The organism is Stenotrophomonas sp. TWI602 (assembly GCF_039674045.1).
Lineage (GTDB): Bacteria > Pseudomonadota > Gammaproteobacteria > Xanthomonadales > Xanthomonadaceae > Stenotrophomonas.
The window spans coordinates 371,025-388,224 of sequence record NZ_JBDJMT010000002.1 but is presented as its reverse complement, the minus strand read 5'-3'; the positions used below and the strand labels follow the sequence as shown (position 1 = coordinate 388,224).

The following is a 17,200-nucleotide window of genomic DNA, read 5'->3' as shown; positions in this document are numbered from 1 at the left end:
CTGCGTCAGAACCCTTCGAGCACGAGCTTGCCGCGCGCGCGGTGGCTCTCGATCAGGGCGTGCGCCTGACGCAGGTTGGCGGCGTTGATGCGGCCGTAGTGTTCGCCCAGCGTGGTGCGCAGCACGCCCGCGTCGATCAGCGCGGCGACGCGCTCGAGCAGCTCGTGCTGGCGCTGCACATCGGGGGTGTTGAAGCTGGAGCGGGTGAACATCGATTCCCAGTGCAGGGACAGGCTCTTGCGCTTGAGCGCCATCACATCGAGCTGGCCGGGATCGTCGATCAGCGCCAGCTGGCCCTGCGGCGCGAGCACCGCGACGATCTGGTCGTAGTGCTGGTCGGTATGGGTCAGGCTGGCCACGTGGCTGACCTCGGCGATGCCCAGGCGCTGCAGGCCTTCGCTCAGCGGCTGGGTGTGGTCGATCACGTGGTGCGCGCCCAGCGCGTAGACCCAGTCCTGGGTATCCGGGCGCGAGGCGGTGCCGATCACGGTCAGGCGGGTCAGCTGGCGAGCCAACTGGACCAGGATCGAGCCGACGCCACCGGCGGCACCGATCACCAGCAGGGTCTGCCCTTCGCCGCCGTTTTCCGCGATGCGCAGGCGATCGAACAGCAGCTCCCAGGCCGTGATCGCGGTCAGCGGCAACGCCGCGGCGGCGGCGTCATCCAGGCTGGCCGGCTTGTGGCCGACGATGCGCTCGTCCACCAGCTGGTACTCGGCATTGCTGCCGGCGCGGCCGATCGCGCCCGCATAGAAGACCGCGTCGCCGGGCTGGAACAGGGTCACCGCGTCGCCCACCGCATCCACGATGCCGACCGCGTCGAAGCCCAGTACGCGCGGCTCGGTGACCGCCACGCCGGTGCGGACCTTGGTATCGACCGGGTTCACCGAGATCGCGCGGACCTCGACCCGCAGATCGCGCGGGCCGGGGGTGGGGATCGGCAGGGTGATGTCCACCAGCGCGGCGGGGTCGCTGATCGGCAGGCCATGCTGGGTATAGGCGACGGCTTTCATCGGGGGAGATCCAGTGGGGAAGGCGGACAGCGTGCGCTTCACGGCGGGGTGGAGAAAGGCGCAAAATCGGGCAGCACTTTCACTGCAGGAATGAAAATGATCCGGTTCGACGACCTCGCCCTGTTCGTCCGCACCGCCGCGCTGGGCAGCTTTTCCAACGCCGCACGCGAGGCGGATCTGCTGCCCGGCCAGGTTGCTGCGGCGGTGGCGCGGCTGGAACGCGAGCTGGACCTGCGCCTGTTCGTGCGCTCCACCCGCAGCCTGCGCCTGACCGCCGAGGGCGCGCTGTACCTGCCCTATGCGCAGGAGGTGCTGGCCGCGCTGCGCGAGGGCGAGGCCCGGGTGCGTGGCGAGGATGCCGAACTGCGCGGCACGCTGCAGGTGGCCGCACCCTCGGATCTGGGCCGCAACCTGCTGCTGCCATGGCTGACCGAGTTCCGCGCCGCGCACCCGAAGCTGCAGCTGCGCCTGCAGTTGTCCGACCAGGTGGCCGATGTGTTCCGCGATCCGGTCGACATCGCCTTCCGCCTGGGCCGCTTCGACAACGCCAGCTATGTCGCCCTGCCCCTGCTGCCCGGCAATCGCCGGGTGCTGGCCGCATCACCGGACTACCTGGCCCTACACGGTACGCCGGACAACCTGGAAGCGCTGAAGGAGCACCACTGCCTGCTCTATCAACTCGCTGGGCGTGCCTATGACCGCTGGAGCTTCGAGGCCGATGGTCGGCGCACGGTGATCCCGGTGCGCGGCAACATGGTCTGCGACGATGCCGACGTGGTCCGGCGCTGGGCAGTGGCGGGGGAAGGCATCGTGTTCAAGTCGTGGCTGGATATCTGCGCCGATGTGCAGGCCGGGCGCCTGCAGGTGCTGCTGGACGGGGCCGGCGACAGTCTTCCGTTGAACCTGGTGTGCCCGCACCGCAAGCAGTTCTCGCCCGCCATCCGGCAGCTGCATGCGATGTTCGCGCAACGGCTGCAGCCGCTGCTCGCCGGGTTGCCGGCCGGCGCGCGCTGACGCTATCGCCCGGCGCGCGGCTGCCGGACAATGCCCCTCCCCCCGTAGTCGAGTCGCCGCCATGCCGTGGATGGGCATCCAGGATCTGTGGACCTTTGTTGCTGCCGTGCTGGTGTTCCTTGCACTGCCGGGCCCAGGCACCTTCACCCTGCTCACCGCCACCGGGCGCGGCGGGGTGCGCGGCGGTTACACGGCGCTGTTCGGCCTGCTGCTGGGCGACCAGATCCTGATGTGGCTGGCGGTAGCCGGTGTGGCGGCGCTGCTCAAGGCCAACCCGCTGGTGTTCCACGCGGTGCAGTACCTCGGCGCGGCGTACCTGGTGTGGATCGGCATCGGCCTGCTGCGCGCACCGCGCGCCCAGGGCGAGGAAGGTGGCATCCGCCTCACGCCGGGCCACTACTTCCGCCAGGCGGTGCTGATCAACCTGCTCAACCCGAAGGCGATCATCTTCTACATGGCCTTCCTGCCGTTGTTCATCGATCCGGCACGGCACCAGGGTGTGGTGACGTTTGCGACCATGGCGCTGATCATCTTCGTCATGGGGCTGGCCTACTGCTCGGTGCTGATCGGGGTGGGCAACCTGCTGCGCCGTCGGATTCTGCAGCACCCGCGTGTCGGGCTTTGGCTGAGGCGGGTCGCAGGGGTGTTCCTGGTCGGGTTCGGTGTGCGGCTGGGCGCGAGCGGCTGAACCCTTGCAGGCCGGCAGGGTGCACGATGACAGCGCGCGTCGTGTTCGGCTGCGGATAGGCAGCATCATCGCGACGCTCGGTTTTCATTCAAACATTGAGATTCCCCTGCGTACCGGCGAGGTGTCCAATCGGCGCCATCGTCCAACGTCGCCTCACCGGCGCGTGCGCAACACTGCGGGGACCCATGCCGCCACCTGTCTACTTCGTGCAGCACCTGAGCGGTCATGACGAGCGCCTGCTCGGCATGCACACCCGGCGCATCGATCTGGCCCATCCCGCCGTGACCCGCATCGTCGCGGGGCTTCAGCCGCTGGACCGGATCGATCTGCGTACGTGCCTGTTCGACTGCCACGCCAGCCTGGTGCTTGGGCTGCGCCATCGCATCGCCGAGGCCGAAGCGGCGGCGCAGGGCTGGCGTCTGTTCGATGCCGACGGCGTGTTGTGCTGCAAGCGCTTCCCCGGGGATGCGCAGGTGATCTATCCACAGGGCCATCCACCGCAGGCAGACTGGGCACGCGCCCTGCTGCCCGGCACCGGCCCAGCCGCGCGCGTCAGCGCCGCATCACCTCACGCAGGTGGTCGATGAACACCCGCAGCTTGGGCGCCATCTGCTCACGTGCCGGGTAGTAAAGGTGGAAACCGGCGAACGGCTGCTGCCAGTCCTGCAGCACGCACTGCAGCCGGCCGGCCGCCACGTCGCCGGCGTACAGCGCCTCGAACCCCTGGGCCAGGCCAATGCCCCGGGTGACGGCGGCATGGATCAGCCCGGCGTCGTTGAACACCAGCCGGCCCGCCACCTCGACCTCGAAATCGCGACCCTCGCCGGTGAACTCCCACGCCATCCGCCGGCCGGTGCTGAGCCGGTGCACGATGCACTCGTGCGCGACCAGGTCGGCCGGGGTCGCGGGCACGCCGTGCATGGCCAGATAGTCCGGCGTGGCCACCACCACCTGGCGTTCCAGCGGCCCGATCGGCACCGCGATCATGCCGCGGGCCAGGCTTTCGCCCAAGCGGATCCCCGCGTCGAAGCCGCCGGCGACCAGATCGGTCAGCGCGGTTTCCACGAACAGCTCCACCTCGATCTGTGGATAACGCGCCAGGAAGCCGGGCAGGTGCGGCAGCACCAGCAGTTCGGCAGCGATCCGCGGCACGTTGATGCGCAGCTTGCCGGCGGGGACATCGCGCACCTGGTCCAGGTCGTCGAACGCGGCGTCGATCCGGGCCAGGCCCTCGCGTACCTGCGCCAGGAAGCGTGCGCCCTGCTCGGTCAGGCCGACCCGGCGCGTGGTCCGGTGCAGCAGCCGCACGCCAAGGTGGGCCTCCAGCGCACGCACCGTCTGCGAGAGCGCCGAGGGCGATACGCCCAGCTCGTCGGCGGCCCGGGTGAAGCTGGCATGGTGCGCGACGCGGGCGAAGGCAACCACGGCGGGCAGGGGATGCTGAGCGCTCATTGTGAAGGCTTGCTTCAAAGACGATGCAGGAGCGGCCAGTTTATCCACATAGTCCGCAGGAGGATGCTGGTCCTGTTCCTTCCCTTCCCCGGAGTACTTCATGCAGACCCGCACCCTTGGCCGTGATGGCCCCACCGTTTCCGCGCTCGGCCTGGGCTGCATGGGCATGAGCGCCTTCTATGGCGGCCGCGGCAGCGATGCCGACGCGATCGCGGTCATCCACCGCGCGCTGGAACGCGGCGTCACCCTGCTCGACACCGCCGACATGTACGGCCCGCACACCAACGAGGTGCTGGTCGGCAAGGCGATCGCCGGCCGCCGCGACCAGGTGTTCCTCGCCACCAAGTTCGGGATCAGGCTGGAGCCGAGCGACACCGCCGCGCGCAGCGTCGATGGCCGCCCCGAGTACGTGATCGCCGCCTGCGAGGCCAGCCTGCAGCGGCTGGGCGTGGACCACATCGACCTGTACTACCAGCACCGCGTGGACGGCACGGTGCCGATCGAGGACACCGTGGGGGCGATGGCGCGGCTGGTCGAACAGGGCAAGGTGCGCTTCCTCGGCCTCTCCGAAGCCTCGGCAAGCACGATCCGCCGCGCCCATGCGGTGCATCCGATCACCGCGGTGCAGACCGAGTACTCGCTGTGGTCGCGCGATCCGGAAGCCAACGGTGTGCTGGCGACGGTGCGCGAGCTCGGCATCGGCTTCGTGCCCTACTCGCCGCTGGGCCGTGGCTTCCTGACCGGCGCGATCCGCAGCCCGGCCGATTTCGACGCCGATGACTACCGCCGCCAATCGCCGCGTTTCCAGGGCGAGAACTTCGACCGCAACCTGGCGCTGGTCGACGCGGTCACCGCGATGGCCAAGACCCAGGGCGTGAGCCCCGGGCAGCTGGCCCTGGCCTGGGTGCTGGCGCAGGGCGAAGACCTGGTGCCGATCCCGGGCACCAAGCGGCTGGCCTATCTGGAAGAGAACCTCGGCGCGCTGCAGGTGCAGCTGAGCGCCGACGCGCTGGCCCGGATCGATGCGATCTTCCCGGCCCATGCCGCCGCCGGCCCGCGTTATGCCCCTGCGGCCATGGCAACGTTGAACCGCTGACCTCCACCGGCCGGATCGGCATGCTCGATCCGGCCGAGGCTGCCGACAGCGTGCGCGGGGGAGGACAATGGCCCTCTTTCTGCCTGGTTGGACCCTGCCCCATGCGCTGGCTCGCCCCGCTGTTGCTGCTGCTGGCCATCGCGCCGGCACACGCCGACGAAATCCGCTGCCTGACCGGCGGCAGCCGCCAACAGATCCACCTTGAATGGAAACTCCCCGAGGGCACTGCCGACGGTGAGCGGGTCAGCCATGTGCGTTACGCCGGCAAGACCGCGTGGCTGCGGCTGACCCTGGCCTCGCAGGAGAGCACCGTACTGGCCGAGGATCGCCCTTGGCAGTTCGATACGGTGTGGGACGAGCACCTGGACGGCAAGGTCATCGGCCACTATGCGATCAGCACCCAGGGCGCGCGCATCTATGGCTTCTCCTACACCAACGCGCGGACGGGCCAGCAGACCGTGTTCGGTGAAGACGTCGGTGCGATGACCGACACGGGCTGCCACTGGGAATGAGCGTCCGGCCTTTGTGCCGGTTTCGTCACCTTCGCCTCAGTCATGCGGGCCGTGCAGCCGCTTACGACGCTTGGCAGTAGTAATGCTGCGCCGCGTTCGGTAAAACTCGCAGACTTGTCGTTCACAGTCATCCACCGCGAGGCCCCATGTCATTGCTCCGGCGCAAGTCCCTAGACACTGTCACCGTCCATGAAGCCGGCAGGCAACTGATCCCGACCCTGAGTTGGCCGCACCTGATCGCGCTGGGCATCGGCGCCATCGTCGGCACCGGCATCTACACCCTGATCGGTGTCGGCGCGAACCTGGCCGGCCCCGCGGTGCTGATTTCCTTCGCCATCGCCGGCGCGGTCTGCGCCTGCGCGGCCCTGTCCTATGCCGAGCTGTCGACGATGATGCCGGCCGCTGGCAGCGCCTACACCTACAGCTACACCGCCCTGGGCGAGGTGGTGGCCTGGGTGGTCGGCTGGAGCCTGATCCTGGAGTACTCGCTGGTGGTGAGCACGGTCGCGGTCGGGTGGTCCGGCTACGCGGTCGGCTTCCTGCACGGCTTCGGGATCGACCTGCCCTTGATGCTGACCGCCGGCCCCCACGTGGAAGGCGGCTTCATCAACCTGCCGGCGGTGCTGATCACCTTCCTGGTGGCCGGCATGCTGATGGCCGGCACCAAGGAAAGCGCGACCCTCAACGCAGTCCTGGTGGTGATCAAGATCATCGCGCTGACCGTGTTCGTGGCGATCGCCCTGCCGCACTTCGATACCAGCCACATGGAGCCGTTCATGCCGTTCGGCTTCGTCAAGTCGCTGGGCGCCGATGGCGTGGAACGCGGGGTGATGGCGGCCGCCGCGATCATCTTCTTCGCGTTCTACGGCTTCGATGCGATCTCCACCGCCGCTGAAGAAACCAAGAAGCCCGAGCGCGACCTGGCGATCGGCATCATCGGCTCGATGGTCGGTTGCACCATCATCTACGTGCTGGTGGCGCTGGCCGCCGTGGGTGCGATGAGCTACACGATCTTCGGCCAGAGCGCCGAGCCGCTGGCGCTGATCCTGCGCGAGCTGGGCAGCCCGGGTGCGGCCAAGTGGATCGGCGCTGCCGCCGTGATCGCGCTGCCGACCGTGCTGCTGGCCTTCCTGTACGGCCAGAGCCGCATCTTCTTCGTCATGTCGCGCGATGGCCTGCTGCCGCGCGGTCTTTCCAAGGTCAGCGCGCGCACCGGCACGCCGGTCGCCACCACGCTGTTCACCGCGGTGCTGGTGGCCGCGCTGGCCGGCGTGGCACGTCTGGACGAGATCGCCGCGCTGGCCAACGCCGGCACGCTGGCCGCGTTCACCGCGGTGGGCCTGTGCCTGGTGGTGCTGCGCAAGCGCGAGCCGAACCGCGTGCGCAAGTTCCGCACGCCGCTGGCGTACGTGGTCGGCCCGCTGGCGGTGATCGGCTGTGTGTACCTGTTCTTCAGCCTGCCGAGCACCACGCAGTTGTACTTCCTGGCGTGGAACGTTCTGGGCCTGATCGCCTACTTCGCCTACGGGCGTCGCAATGCGGTGCTGGGCAAACGCTGAGCTATCGCGCCGGCCACCGGGCCGGCGATGAGCGGGGGTGAAGAAGGCAGGCCCAGGGCCTGCCTTTTTCGTTGTTGGCACCGGTGACACCACCCTGCCGCGCAGCGCGCGACGCGCCACTGGCTTCAGGGTTTGGCGGCGGCGACCTTGGCCGCGTGATCCTGCGCCTGCTGCATGACGCGCAGCAGGTTGCCGCCCCAGATACCGGCGATCTGTTTCTCGCTGTAGCCCTTGCGCAGCAGCCACGCGGTGATCTTCGGCAGCTGGCTCACGTCGGGCAGATCGGCCAGGCCGCCGCCGCCATCCCAGTCCAGCCCGATGCCCACGTGTTCGGGGCCGACCACCGTGAGGATGTGCTCGAAATGCGCGAAGAAATCGTCGAGCGTGGCCTTGCGCAGCGGAATGCGCTGGTCGATTTCCTCCAATCCCTTCTTCAGCGCGACACCCTGCTGGATGCTCATGCCGTCGTAATCGGTGCCCAGCTGCGCCATCAGCGCCGTCTCGGCCGCCTTGCGCGCCTCACTCTTGGCGGTGTCGATCAGATAACCACCATAGGCGTTGACCTGGATCACGCCGCCGGCCTTGGCCAGCCGCTTCAGACGCGCATCGTCGAGGTTGCGCGGATGGTTGTAGATCGCCTTGGCCGAGCTGTGCGAGAGCACGAACGGCACCGGCATGCGCTCGATCAGATCATCGAACACCGCATCGGCGGCATGCGACTGATCGATCACGATGCCCAGCCGCACCGCTTCATCCACCAGCGCCTTGCCGGCCGGACTCAGGCCCTTCCACTCGGCGCCCTTGGGATCGGTGGCCGAATCGGCGAACTCGTTGTTGGCGAAATGCACCGTGCTGAGCAGGCGCAGGCCGGCCAGGTGGTAGTAGCTGAGCAGCGTGGGATCGTCGACCAGCGGGCTGGCGTTCTCCATGCTGATGTAGACCACGCGCTTGCCGGCGGCCTTGATGCGCGCGGCATCGGCGGCGGTCAGCGCGAGCTGGAAGGTGTCCGGATGCGCGGCGAGCATCTCGCGGATCTCGGTCAGCCGCAGCAGGCCGGCATCGCGGTCATGCTGGTGCGCCTGCGCGCTGCGGTCGCCCTGATCGGTGTAGATCGCCCAGAAGCCGCCGTCGAGCGCGCCTTCGACCATGCGCGGGTAGTCCACCTGCGACAGTGCGTTGTGGTCGTGCCGCTGGGTGATGTCGAAGCCGGCGCGGTGGAAGTTGGCCGGCGTATCCAGATGGCTGTCCAGGGTCAGCAGCCGCTGCTGCAGCGTGGACGCCCTGGCCAGTTCCTGCGGGGTGAAGTCGACCGCGTGGGCGGCCAGTGGCGTGCACAACGCCAGCGAGACCAGCAAAGACAGACTGCGCAACGTCATGACGCCTCACCTTGGGTTGTAGAGCCACGCCATGCGTGGCTGGGCTTGATCTGGCCCGCGAAGCCACGCATGGCGTGGCTCTACGGTCCCGGGTTCAACGGGTCTGGCCCGGTCAGACCTCAATCCACCACGCGGCAGAACACCGCCTTGAGATACCGCGATTCCTGCACGTGGGCCATGAACGGGTGATCCGGACCGGCGCCGGCCACCTTCAGGATCTGGATGGTGCGGCCGGCGTAGAAGGCGGCGCGGCGCAGCATGTCCAGGAACTGATCTTCGGCCACCAGGCCGGTGCACGAGAACGTGGCGAGCAGGCCACCGGGCTTGACCACCCCCAGCGCCAGCTTGTTCATGTCCAGATACTTCTTCAGCGCGGTGATGACCTGGTCGCGGTCGCGGGTCATCTTGGCCGGGTCCAGGATCACCACGTCGAACTGCTCGCCGCGGTTGGAAGCATCGCGCAGCCACGGGAAGATGTCGGACTGGATGAACTTCGGGCGCACGTTGTTGAGCTTGGCGTTGCCCTTGGCGATGGCGATAACGTCTTCATCGATGTCGATGCCGACCACCTCGGCCGCGCCGCGCGCGGCGGCGTACACCGCAAAGCCACCGGTGTTGCAGCACAGGTCCAGCACGGTCTTGCCTTCCACCTGCTGGCTCAGCCATTGGCGGTTCTCACGCTGATCGGCGAAGAAGCCGGTCTTGTGCGCACCGGCCGGGTCGGCGCGGAACTTCACGCCGTACTCGGTGATCACCGAGGCTTCGGTGGTGGTGTTGCCGTGGAAGTCGAAGCTTTCCTGCTTCTGCACGTGTTCGTCGGCGAAGCTGTGGAAACGGCAGCCCGGGAATTGTTCGCGCAGGGCTTCATACACCCACTCGCGGTGGCGGAACATGCCGGCGGCGAAGAATTCGACCACGATCAGGTCGCCATAGCGATCCACGACCAGGCCGGACAGACCGTCACCTTCGCTGTGGACCACGCGCCAGGCATCGGAGATCTCGTCCAGCTTGAGCACCTCACGGCGCAGCGACACCGCCTGGGCGATCTTGCGCGAGAACCAGCCGGCGTCGACCGGGATGCCCTGATCGGTCTCCAGGATGCGCACGGCAATGCGCGAATGACCGTTGTAGAAGCCACGCCCGATCCACTCTCCGTCCACGCCGACGACGTCGACGATGGCACCGGGTTTGGGACGGACGGCCGGCTTTTCGACCAGTTTCTGGAAGATCCACGGGTGGCTGGAGCGCCAGGCGTTCTTGAGGCGGACAACGGGGGCAGGGGTATTCATGGGCGTATTGTAAACGGGAAGCCTGCAGCCCTCGGCGCTGGGAGCGACGCCGCTGGCGCTCTGGTAGTGACGGCCGCTGGCCGTCAGCGCGCTAAACCCGGCCGCTACGTGGTTGATGGCCAGCGGCCGTCACTACCGGTTGGGGCGTTTCGTTCAGCCGCACAGGGGCATGGAAAGGATTTGACGCCGGCCCCGGCACCCCGCAGAATCGGCCCCAGAAGGGGAGTAGCTCCCAGACGTTGTCGCCGTCAATTCGAGCCCGCAGGCTCCGGTGCAACGGCAGTCCCACCCATCGGGACTGCGAGCGAGACCTTCGCCGTATGGCGAAGCTCTGTCCCTGGATCCCCCCGATCCTCCGTTGCAGATCCTCGCCATCCGGCTTGAGGCAATCTATTTTTCCAACGGATAAACCCAATGCAGACGATCGGTAATGTGTGGTTGTGGGGCGGCTTCGGCGCGGTGGTGATCATCGCGCTGCTGGTCGACCTCGTCTTGATGCGACACGGCGGCCCCCACAAGGTCACCTTCAAGGAGGCCCTGTGGTGGTCCATCGGCTGGGTCGCCCTGGCCCTGGCCTTCAACGGTGGCCTCTGGTATTACCTGAACGAGACTGCCGGCCAGGTGGTGGCCAACAAGGTCGGCCTGGAGTTCCTGACCGGTTACCTGGTCGAGAAAGCCCTGGCGGTGGACAACATCTTCGTGTTCCTGATGATCATGGGCTACTTCGCAGTGCCCGAGGAACAGCGTCAGAAGGTATTGATCATCGGCATCCTGGGCGCGATCGTGCTGCGTACGATCATGATCTTCGCCGGCAGCGTGCTGCTGACCAAGTTCCACTGGCTGCTCTACGTGTTCGGCGCGTTCCTGCTCTTCACCGGCTGGAAGATGTGGTTCTCGGCCGGCAGCGAGCCGGATCTTGAGACCAACCCCGCCCTGCGCTGGATGCGCAAGCACCTGCGCCTGCTGCCCGACTATGCCGGCAACGCCATGAGCGTCATGCGCGATGGCAAGCGCTGGTTCACGCCGCTGTTCGTGGTGCTGATCCTGATCGCGGTCACCGACGTGATCTTCGCGGTGGACAGCATCCCGGCGATCTTTGCCATCACCACCGACCCGTTCATCGTGCTGACCTCCAACGTCTTCGCGGTGCTGGGCCTGCGCGCGATGTTCTTCCTGCTGGCCGGCATGGCCGATCGCTTCCACCTGTTGCCGTACGGCCTGGCCCTGGTGCTGGCCTTCATCGGCATCAAGATGATGCTGATCGACCTCTTCAAGATCCCCACCCCGATCTCGCTGGGCGTGGTGGCGGTGATCATCGCCGCGACCGTGGTGTTGAGCCTGAAGAACCCGCCGAAAGAAGGCGGCCACGCCTGACCGACCGTGCCGCCTGCGGGATTGTCCCGCAGGCGGTACCTCTCTCTCCCACGACGTTGCCCTTGTGTTCATCCGGGGCGACGCCATCCCTAAGGGTATGAACGCCAACCTGCCCCAGCCCACCGGCGCGCCGCCGGTTCCGTCCCGCAACGACCGTGGTGGTGTACTGCGGGCGTTCAACCTGAGCCTGGCCTTCGTGGTGCTGCTGGTCGCGGTGTATACCGCCCAGGGCCACTTCGACTGGCGTCCGTGGGCCGTGGCCCCGCTGGACAAGGCCGGCCTGCTCGGCATTCTCGGTGCACCGCTGCTGCACGGCTCGATCCAGCATCTGGGTGCCAACGCGGCAGCCCTGCTGATCCTCGGCACCCTGGCCGGCAGCGTGTATCCCAAAGCAACGCTGCGCGCGCTGCCCCTGCTGTGGCTCGGCTCGGGCCTGGGTGCCTGGTTGCTCGGCGATCTGGGCAGCCGCCATCTGGGCGCCAGTGGCATCACCCACGGCCTGATGTTCCTGGTGTTCGTGCTCGGCCTGCTGCGCCGCGACCGGCCAGCGATCGCTGCCGGGCTGATCGCCTTCCTGTTCTACGGCAGCATGCTGCTGACCATCCTGCCGCACGAGCCGGGCGTGTCCTGGCAATCGCATATGGGCGGTGCCTTCGCCGGCATCATCAGCGCGCTGCTGTTCCGCCTCTCCGACCCGATGGCGCCGCGCAAACGCTACAGCTGGGAGGATGAGGAAGAGGACGACATCGAGGCAGCGCGCGACGCCGATCTGGAGCCGCCCTCCCCGACCCGCGTGCCGGTGCTGTGGCAACCGCGCGAGGGCCGCGACTTCGTGGTGCTGCCGTTCCGGCGGCGCGATGAAGGGTCATCGCTGGATTGACCGGCGACGCCATCTGATGGCATGCCGGGGTAGAGCCACGCCATGCGTGGCTGCCGTGCGCCGGACATTCCGATATCGCGCCGATCACGATCGTACCGACCAACGGTCGGTACCTACCGGCTCGCCGGTGCGCCATCCCCATCCACCGCACGCCTGCCCAGCGCCGGGTCATCGGTGAAGAAGGCATCGATGCCGGTGGCCAGATAGGCCCGCATCTCGGCGACCGAACCTTCCGCGTTGCGGGCATTCGGCTCGCCGCTGCGGAACTCCGCGGCCTGGAAGTAGTTTTCCGGCCGGAACGTATACGGCACCACCATCAAGCCGGCCGCATGCGCATCACGCACCAGGGAGGTCGGGGTGCCGAGCTTCCCCTGCGCGTCCAGCGGAATGACCATGCGCAGGCTTGGGCCGATGCCGTCGGCATAGGTGGCCACGTCGCGCAGCCCGGCCGGGGTGATCAGGTCGGCATAGCGCTGGCTGCCCTTGGCCGCGAGTACATCACCGGGCTGCTGCTTGGGATCGCCGAGCAGCTGCAGCAGGCGGATATTGCTGTCGCGGCCGAGCTTGCCGCGCAGGTAACGCAGGTTGCCGACCTCGAAGGACTGGATCGTCACCGGCGCCACGCGGGTATAGGCGTTGCCCTGCAGCGTGGCCAGCACCTTGTCTTCCATCGGCAGGCCGATGCCCTTGAAGTAGGTGCCGTGTTTGATCTCGGGCACCAGCCCGATGCCGCGGTTGGCGCGGCCGGCCTGCTGCACCAGGAAGGCGATGATTTCGTCCAGCGTGGCGATGCGGAACTGGCCGTCGAACGCGGTGCTGCGCAGCTGCGGCAGGCGCTCGCGGGCGTACAGCGTCTTCAGTTCGGCCAGGCTGAAGTCTTCGGTGAACCAGCCTTCGATGCGCTCGCCGTCGATGGTCTTGACGGTCTTGCGGCTGGCGAACTCGGGGTGCGCGGCCACATCAGTGGTGCCGCCGATCTCGTTCTCGTGCCGCGATACCAGCACGCCGTCCTTGGTCATCACCAGGTCCGGCTCGATATAGTCGGCGCCATCGGCGATGGCCTGCGCGTACGCGGCGAGCGTGTGCTCGGGCAGCAGCGCACTGGCGCCGCGGTGGCCGTAGACGGCGGCCCTGGCCGGCGTGGAGGAAGAAGATTCAGCGCTCATGGCCACCGATGGTGCCACGGCCAGCGACACCAGCAACACACCTCCCCACAACTGCTTGGACACTGCAAACCCCTGTCGATAAAGAACCCGGTCAGTCTGCTGCAAGGCTGTGACAGCGCGAAGAAAGGCCGCGTGCCTACTTCCCGATACAGAAGCTCGAGAAAATCCGCCCCAGCAGGTCATCGGCGCTCATCCGCCCGGTGATCTCGCCCAGCGCCTCATGGGCCAGGCGCAGTTCCTCCGCCGCCAGCTCCAGATGCTCGTGGACCAGCTCCGATTCGGCGCGCTCGGCATGGCCGATGGCCTGGCTGATCGCCTCGACGTGGCGGGCGCGCGCGGAGAACTCACCGTCTACGCTGTCGCCGGCACTGCCGCTGGCCAGCGCGCGCAGGCGTGCGTGCAGCTGATCCAGGCCGAGGCCGGTCGCGGCCGAGACATGCACCACGTCTGCACGAGCGTCGGACGGCATCGCGGCCAGCAGATCGCTCTTGTTGTGGATCCACAGCTGCTGCGGCACATCGTCGATGCTGTCGCCCACCGCGTCGCGGCCGGCCTGCGGATCGCGTGCATCGACCACCACGATGGCCAGGTCGGTGCGCTGCATCTCCACGCGCGCCCGGCGCATGCCTTCGCGCTCGATCGCGTCGCCGCCGTCGCGCAGGCCGGCGGTGTCGACCAGCGTGAGCTCAAGACCGTCGATGCGGATGGTCTCGCGCAGGGTGTCGCGGGTGGTCCCGGCGATGTCGGTGACGATCGCCCGTTCACTGCCGGCCAGCGCATTGAGCAACGAACTCTTGCCGGCGTTCGGCGGCCCGACCAGCACGGCGTGCAGGCCGTCGCGCAGTTTGCGGCCGCGTTCGGCATCCTCGCGGAGCCGGATCAACGCCTGCAGGGCGGTGACCAGGCCACTGCGCACCTGCGCCCCGCCGAGGGTATCGAGCGGTTCGTCGGCGAAATCGATTGCCGCCTCCACGTGGATCCGCAGCAGAACAAGCTGTTCTGCGACCTCGTCCACACGGCGCGAGAACACGCCGTCCAGCGAGCGGCGCGCCGCGCGCGCTGCGCGGGTATCGCTGGCAGCGATCAGGTCGGCGATCGCCTCGGCCTGGGCCAGGTCGAGCTTGCCGTTGAGGAAGGCGCGCTCGCTGAACTCACCGGGTCGTGCCTGGCGTGCGCCCAAGGCAATGCAGCGCGCGACCAGCTGCTGCAGCACCACCGGGCTGCCGTGCCCCTGCAGTTCCACCACCTCTTCGCCGGTGAAGCTGTTCGGCGCCGGGAACCACAGCGCGATGCCGTCGTCGATCACCTCGTCGCCCGCATCGCGGAAGCGCGCGTAGTGCGCATGCCGTGGCTGCATCGCGCGCACGCCGATCGCCTCGGCGATGGGCCGCGCCTGTGGGCCGGACAGCCGCAGCATGCCGACGCCGCCAGCGCCGGGCGCGGTGGCGATGGCCACGATGGTGTCGGGGGCATGGGTCATGTCGGGCTCACTGCAGGGTGCGGGGAATCAGGGGGCATTCTACGGACCGCACGGTTGGCCGGACCGCAGATGCAGGAAACCCGCCTTGCGGCGGGTCTCCTGTGTGGCTTACTTCTTGGCGGTGACGACCGGCAGCGGATCGCTGCCATGACGCTTGGTCATCCACCACTGCTGGAGCAGGCCCAGGCCACCGTTGACGACCCAGTACAGCACCAGACCGGACGGCATGAAGGCCATCATGACGCCGAACACCAGCGGCATCAGCTGCATCATCTTGGCCTGCATCGGGTCCATGCCCGGTGCCGGGGTCAGCTTCTGGGTGGCCCACATCACCGCCACGTTGATCACCGGCAGGATGAAGTACGGGTCACGTGCGGTCAGATCCTGGATCCAGCCCAGCCACGGGGCCTGGCGCAGTTCCACCGATTCCACCAGCACCCAGTACAGCGCGAAGAAGATCGGCATCTGGATGAGGATCGGCAGACAGCCGCCCATCGGGTTGATCTTCTCTTTCTTGTACAGCTCCATCATCGCGGTCTGGAACTTCTGGCGGTCATCGCCATAGCGTTCCTTGAGCTGCGCGATGCGCGGCTGGAAGCGACGCATCTTGGCGCCGGACTTGTACTGCACGGCCGAGAGCGGATACAGCACCAGCTTCAGCAGCACCACCAGGCCGACGATCGCCCAGCCCCAGTTGTTGACGACCTTGTGGACCTGGTTGAGGACCCAGAACAGGCCCTGGCCGATGATCGCCATCAGCGAGAAGCGGCTGTAGTCGACCACGCGGTCCAGGCCCTTCACGTCTTCCTTGGCGATCAGGTTGACCAGCTTCGGGCCGACCCACAGACGGGCTTCGGTGCTGACCTGCTGGCCCGGGGCCACGGTGAAGGCCGGGCCACGCGCTTCGATCTGGTCGCGGCCGTTGTTCTGCGCCAGCGAGTACTGCGCGGCCTGGTCGGCCTGCGGAATCCACGCGGTGAAGAAGTGGTGCTGCAGCATCGCCAGCCAGCCGCCGGTGATGGTGCGGTTGAGGTGGCCGTCGTCCAGGTAATCCTTGAACGCGCGACGCTCGTAACCGTCCTGCGGGCTGAACCAGGTCGCGCCGTTGAAGCTGAACGAGTCCGGGTTGGTCATGCTGCGCGAGAGGATGGTCGGGGTGCGGTCCAGGGTGCGGAACACGTAGCCGCTCCACGGGGCGCTGCCACCGTTGACCACTTCATCCTTGACCGTGATCGCGTACTCGTTGCGACCCAGCGAGTAGGTGCGGCGGATGGTCACGCCGTTCGGGCCGGTCCATTCGAAAGGCACCGTGACCTCGTCCTGGCCCTTGGCCAGCACGAAGTCGTGGTTGTCGCCGACCAGCTTGAAGCCGTTGGCGGCCGGCACCGGCATGGTCTTGTCTTCGCTGATCCAGCCACTCACCGCGCGGTACGGGTGGGTCGCTTCTTCGGTCAGCAGGCGGACCGGCGGGCTGCCTTCTTCCTTGGTCTGCGGGAACTGCAGCAGCTCGGCATCCAGCACCGTGCCACCGTCCAGCACCAGACGCAGGACGTCGGTGGTGATGGTCACGCGGGCCGGACCGGCCTCGGTCTGTGCGGCCGGCTGTGCCGCCGGCAGGGAACCGTCCGCCTGGGGCACGGGCGCACCGGGGATGCTGCCGGCAGCCGCACCGGGCACGCTGGCCTGGGTAGTCTGGGTGGCCACGGCCGGGGTCGGCGGCGCGGCTTTATCGCGGCCCCACTCCATCCACAGCAACACGGCCACCATCAGCCAGGCAAAAATCAGGAAAACGCGGGTCTGGTTCATCAGCGTGCAGGCTCGACGGGGCCGGCACGCAATGCCGGCTCGGACTGGGAAAGGGGTGCAACGCCCAGGGGCGGCGGCATTGTGCCGTCCGCGCCCGGCATGGGCAATGCGCCAAGGCGGCGCAACAGGCGTTCAAAGGCCTGGCGGAGTTCTGAATTGCTGGCGGTACGGGCGGCACTGCGGGCAACGACGACGTAATCGCCGGCACTCATCCACGGCCGTACGTGGCGTGTGGCATCGCGCAACACACGCTTCACTCGGTTGCGACCCACGGCTCGGGGATCGACTTTGCGCGACACCGCAAGACCCAACCTGGCTGGCGTATCGCTCTTCAGCCAGTGCAGGGTCATCAGCGGATCGGACACACGGCGGGCGCCGTTGAAGACCGTTGTATATTCGGCACGCGTACGAACCCGCGCAGAGCGAGGAAATCGCTTGCGCGGGTCGGAACTGCTCACAGTCAGGATTGCGTCTGCCGCGGAAAGCGGCATTGCA

16 protein-coding genes are annotated in these 17,200 nt (G+C 67.7%); 8 read left to right on the top strand and 8 right to left on the bottom strand.

Features of this window, described 5'->3' with window-relative positions; all coding sequences use genetic code 11:
- Positions 1-5: 5 nt before the first annotated feature.
- Complete coding sequence (locus ABE483_RS04310; RefSeq protein ID WP_102788759.1) at positions 6-1,013, bottom strand: zinc-binding alcohol dehydrogenase family protein; 1,008 nt, start codon at positions 1,011-1,013, stop codon at positions 6-8.
- Positions 1,014-1,103: 90 nt separating this feature from the next.
- Here ABE483_RS04310 and ABE483_RS04305 point away from each other — a divergent pair, with 90 nt between their 5' ends.
- From ABE483_RS04305 to ABE483_RS04295, 3 genes are all read left to right on the top strand, one after another.
- Positions 1,104-2,027 (top strand): LysR family transcriptional regulator, encoded by a 924-nt coding sequence (locus tag ABE483_RS04305; RefSeq protein ID WP_346471695.1) that lies wholly within the window; start codon positions 1,104-1,106, stop codon positions 2,025-2,027.
- 61 nt (positions 2,028-2,088) lie between these two features.
- Positions 2,089-2,715, top strand: a complete 627-nt coding sequence (leuE, locus tag ABE483_RS04300; RefSeq protein WP_346462800.1) for a leucine efflux protein LeuE — start codon at positions 2,089-2,091, stop codon at positions 2,713-2,715.
- 185 nt (positions 2,716-2,900) lie between these two features.
- Entirely contained in the window at positions 2,901-3,302 is a 402-nt protein-coding gene (locus ABE483_RS04295; protein WP_070474169.1) for a hypothetical protein, read from the top strand.
- On the opposite strand, the gene ABE483_RS04290 is transcribed toward ABE483_RS04295, so the two are convergent.
- A complete protein-coding gene (locus ABE483_RS04290; RefSeq protein ID WP_346462798.1) occupies positions 3,268-4,167 on the bottom strand; it encodes a LysR family transcriptional regulator in 900 nt (299 codons plus the stop codon). The genes ABE483_RS04295 and ABE483_RS04290 overlap by 35 nt on opposite strands.
- Positions 4,168-4,267: 100 nt before the next feature.
- Between ABE483_RS04290 and ABE483_RS04285 the strand changes: the two genes are divergently transcribed.
- The 3 genes from ABE483_RS04285 to ABE483_RS04275 all read left to right on the top strand — a co-directional run bounded on the left by ABE483_RS04285 (position 4,268) and on the right by ABE483_RS04275 (position 7,334).
- On the top strand, positions 4,268-5,263 hold the full coding sequence (locus ABE483_RS04285) for an aldo/keto reductase (protein ID WP_313211282.1): 996 nt from the start codon (positions 4,268-4,270) through the stop codon (positions 5,261-5,263).
- 101 nt (positions 5,264-5,364) lie between these two features.
- Positions 5,365-5,775: a hypothetical protein gene (locus ABE483_RS04280; RefSeq protein ID WP_313211281.1), complete on the top strand. Its 411-nt coding sequence runs from the start codon at positions 5,365-5,367 to the stop codon at positions 5,773-5,775.
- Positions 5,776-5,921: 146 nt separating this feature from the next.
- Positions 5,922-7,334 carry an amino acid permease gene (locus ABE483_RS04275; protein ID WP_346462797.1) on the top strand — a complete coding sequence of 471 codons (1,413 nt, stop codon included), beginning with the start codon at positions 5,922-5,924 and terminating at the stop codon, positions 7,332-7,334.
- Positions 7,335-7,459: 125 nt separating this feature from the next.
- Here ABE483_RS04275 and ABE483_RS04270 read toward each other — a convergent pair whose 3' ends face one another.
- The gene (locus ABE483_RS04270; protein ID WP_346462796.1) at positions 7,460-8,710 is read right to left on the bottom strand and encodes a dipeptidase; all 1,251 of its coding nucleotides are present in this window, start codon (positions 8,708-8,710) and stop codon (positions 7,460-7,462) included.
- Positions 8,711-8,829: 119 nt separating this feature from the next.
- Positions 8,830-9,999 (bottom strand): class I SAM-dependent rRNA methyltransferase, encoded by a 1,170-nt coding sequence (locus ABE483_RS04265; RefSeq protein ID WP_346481168.1) that lies wholly within the window; start codon positions 9,997-9,999, stop codon positions 8,830-8,832.
- Positions 10,000-10,413: 414 nt separating this feature from the next.
- Between ABE483_RS04265 and ABE483_RS04260 the strand changes: the two genes are divergently transcribed.
- Positions 10,414-11,373, top strand: a complete 960-nt coding sequence (locus ABE483_RS04260) for a TerC family protein (protein WP_070474178.1) — start codon at positions 10,414-10,416, stop codon at positions 11,371-11,373.
- A gap of 97 nt (positions 11,374-11,470) precedes the next feature.
- Positions 11,471-12,253 carry a rhomboid family intramembrane serine protease gene (locus ABE483_RS04255; RefSeq protein ID WP_070474180.1) on the top strand — a complete coding sequence of 261 codons (783 nt, stop codon included), beginning with the start codon at positions 11,471-11,473 and terminating at the stop codon, positions 12,251-12,253.
- A gap of 113 nt (positions 12,254-12,366) precedes the next feature.
- On the opposite strand, the gene ABE483_RS04250 is transcribed toward ABE483_RS04255, so the two are convergent.
- From ABE483_RS04250 to rnpA, 4 genes are all read right to left on the bottom strand, one after another.
- Entirely contained in the window at positions 12,367-13,419 is a 1,053-nt protein-coding gene (locus ABE483_RS04250; RefSeq protein ID WP_346462820.1) for a glycerophosphodiester phosphodiesterase, read from the bottom strand.
- 136 nt (positions 13,420-13,555) lie between these two features.
- Complete coding sequence (gene mnmE / locus ABE483_RS04245) at positions 13,556-14,899, bottom strand: tRNA uridine-5-carboxymethylaminomethyl(34) synthesis GTPase MnmE (protein WP_313219799.1); 1,344 nt, start codon at positions 14,897-14,899, stop codon at positions 13,556-13,558.
- A 108-nt stretch (positions 14,900-15,007) separates the two neighbouring features.
- Entirely contained in the window at positions 15,008-16,705 is a 1,698-nt protein-coding gene (gene yidC / locus ABE483_RS04240) for a membrane protein insertase YidC (RefSeq protein WP_088435262.1), read from the bottom strand.
- Entirely contained in the window at positions 16,705-17,196 is a 492-nt protein-coding gene (gene rnpA, locus ABE483_RS04235; RefSeq protein ID WP_313211276.1) for a ribonuclease P protein component, read from the bottom strand. The genes yidC and rnpA overlap by 1 nt, the downstream gene beginning before the upstream one ends.
- Positions 17,197-17,200: the final 4 nt, after the last annotated feature.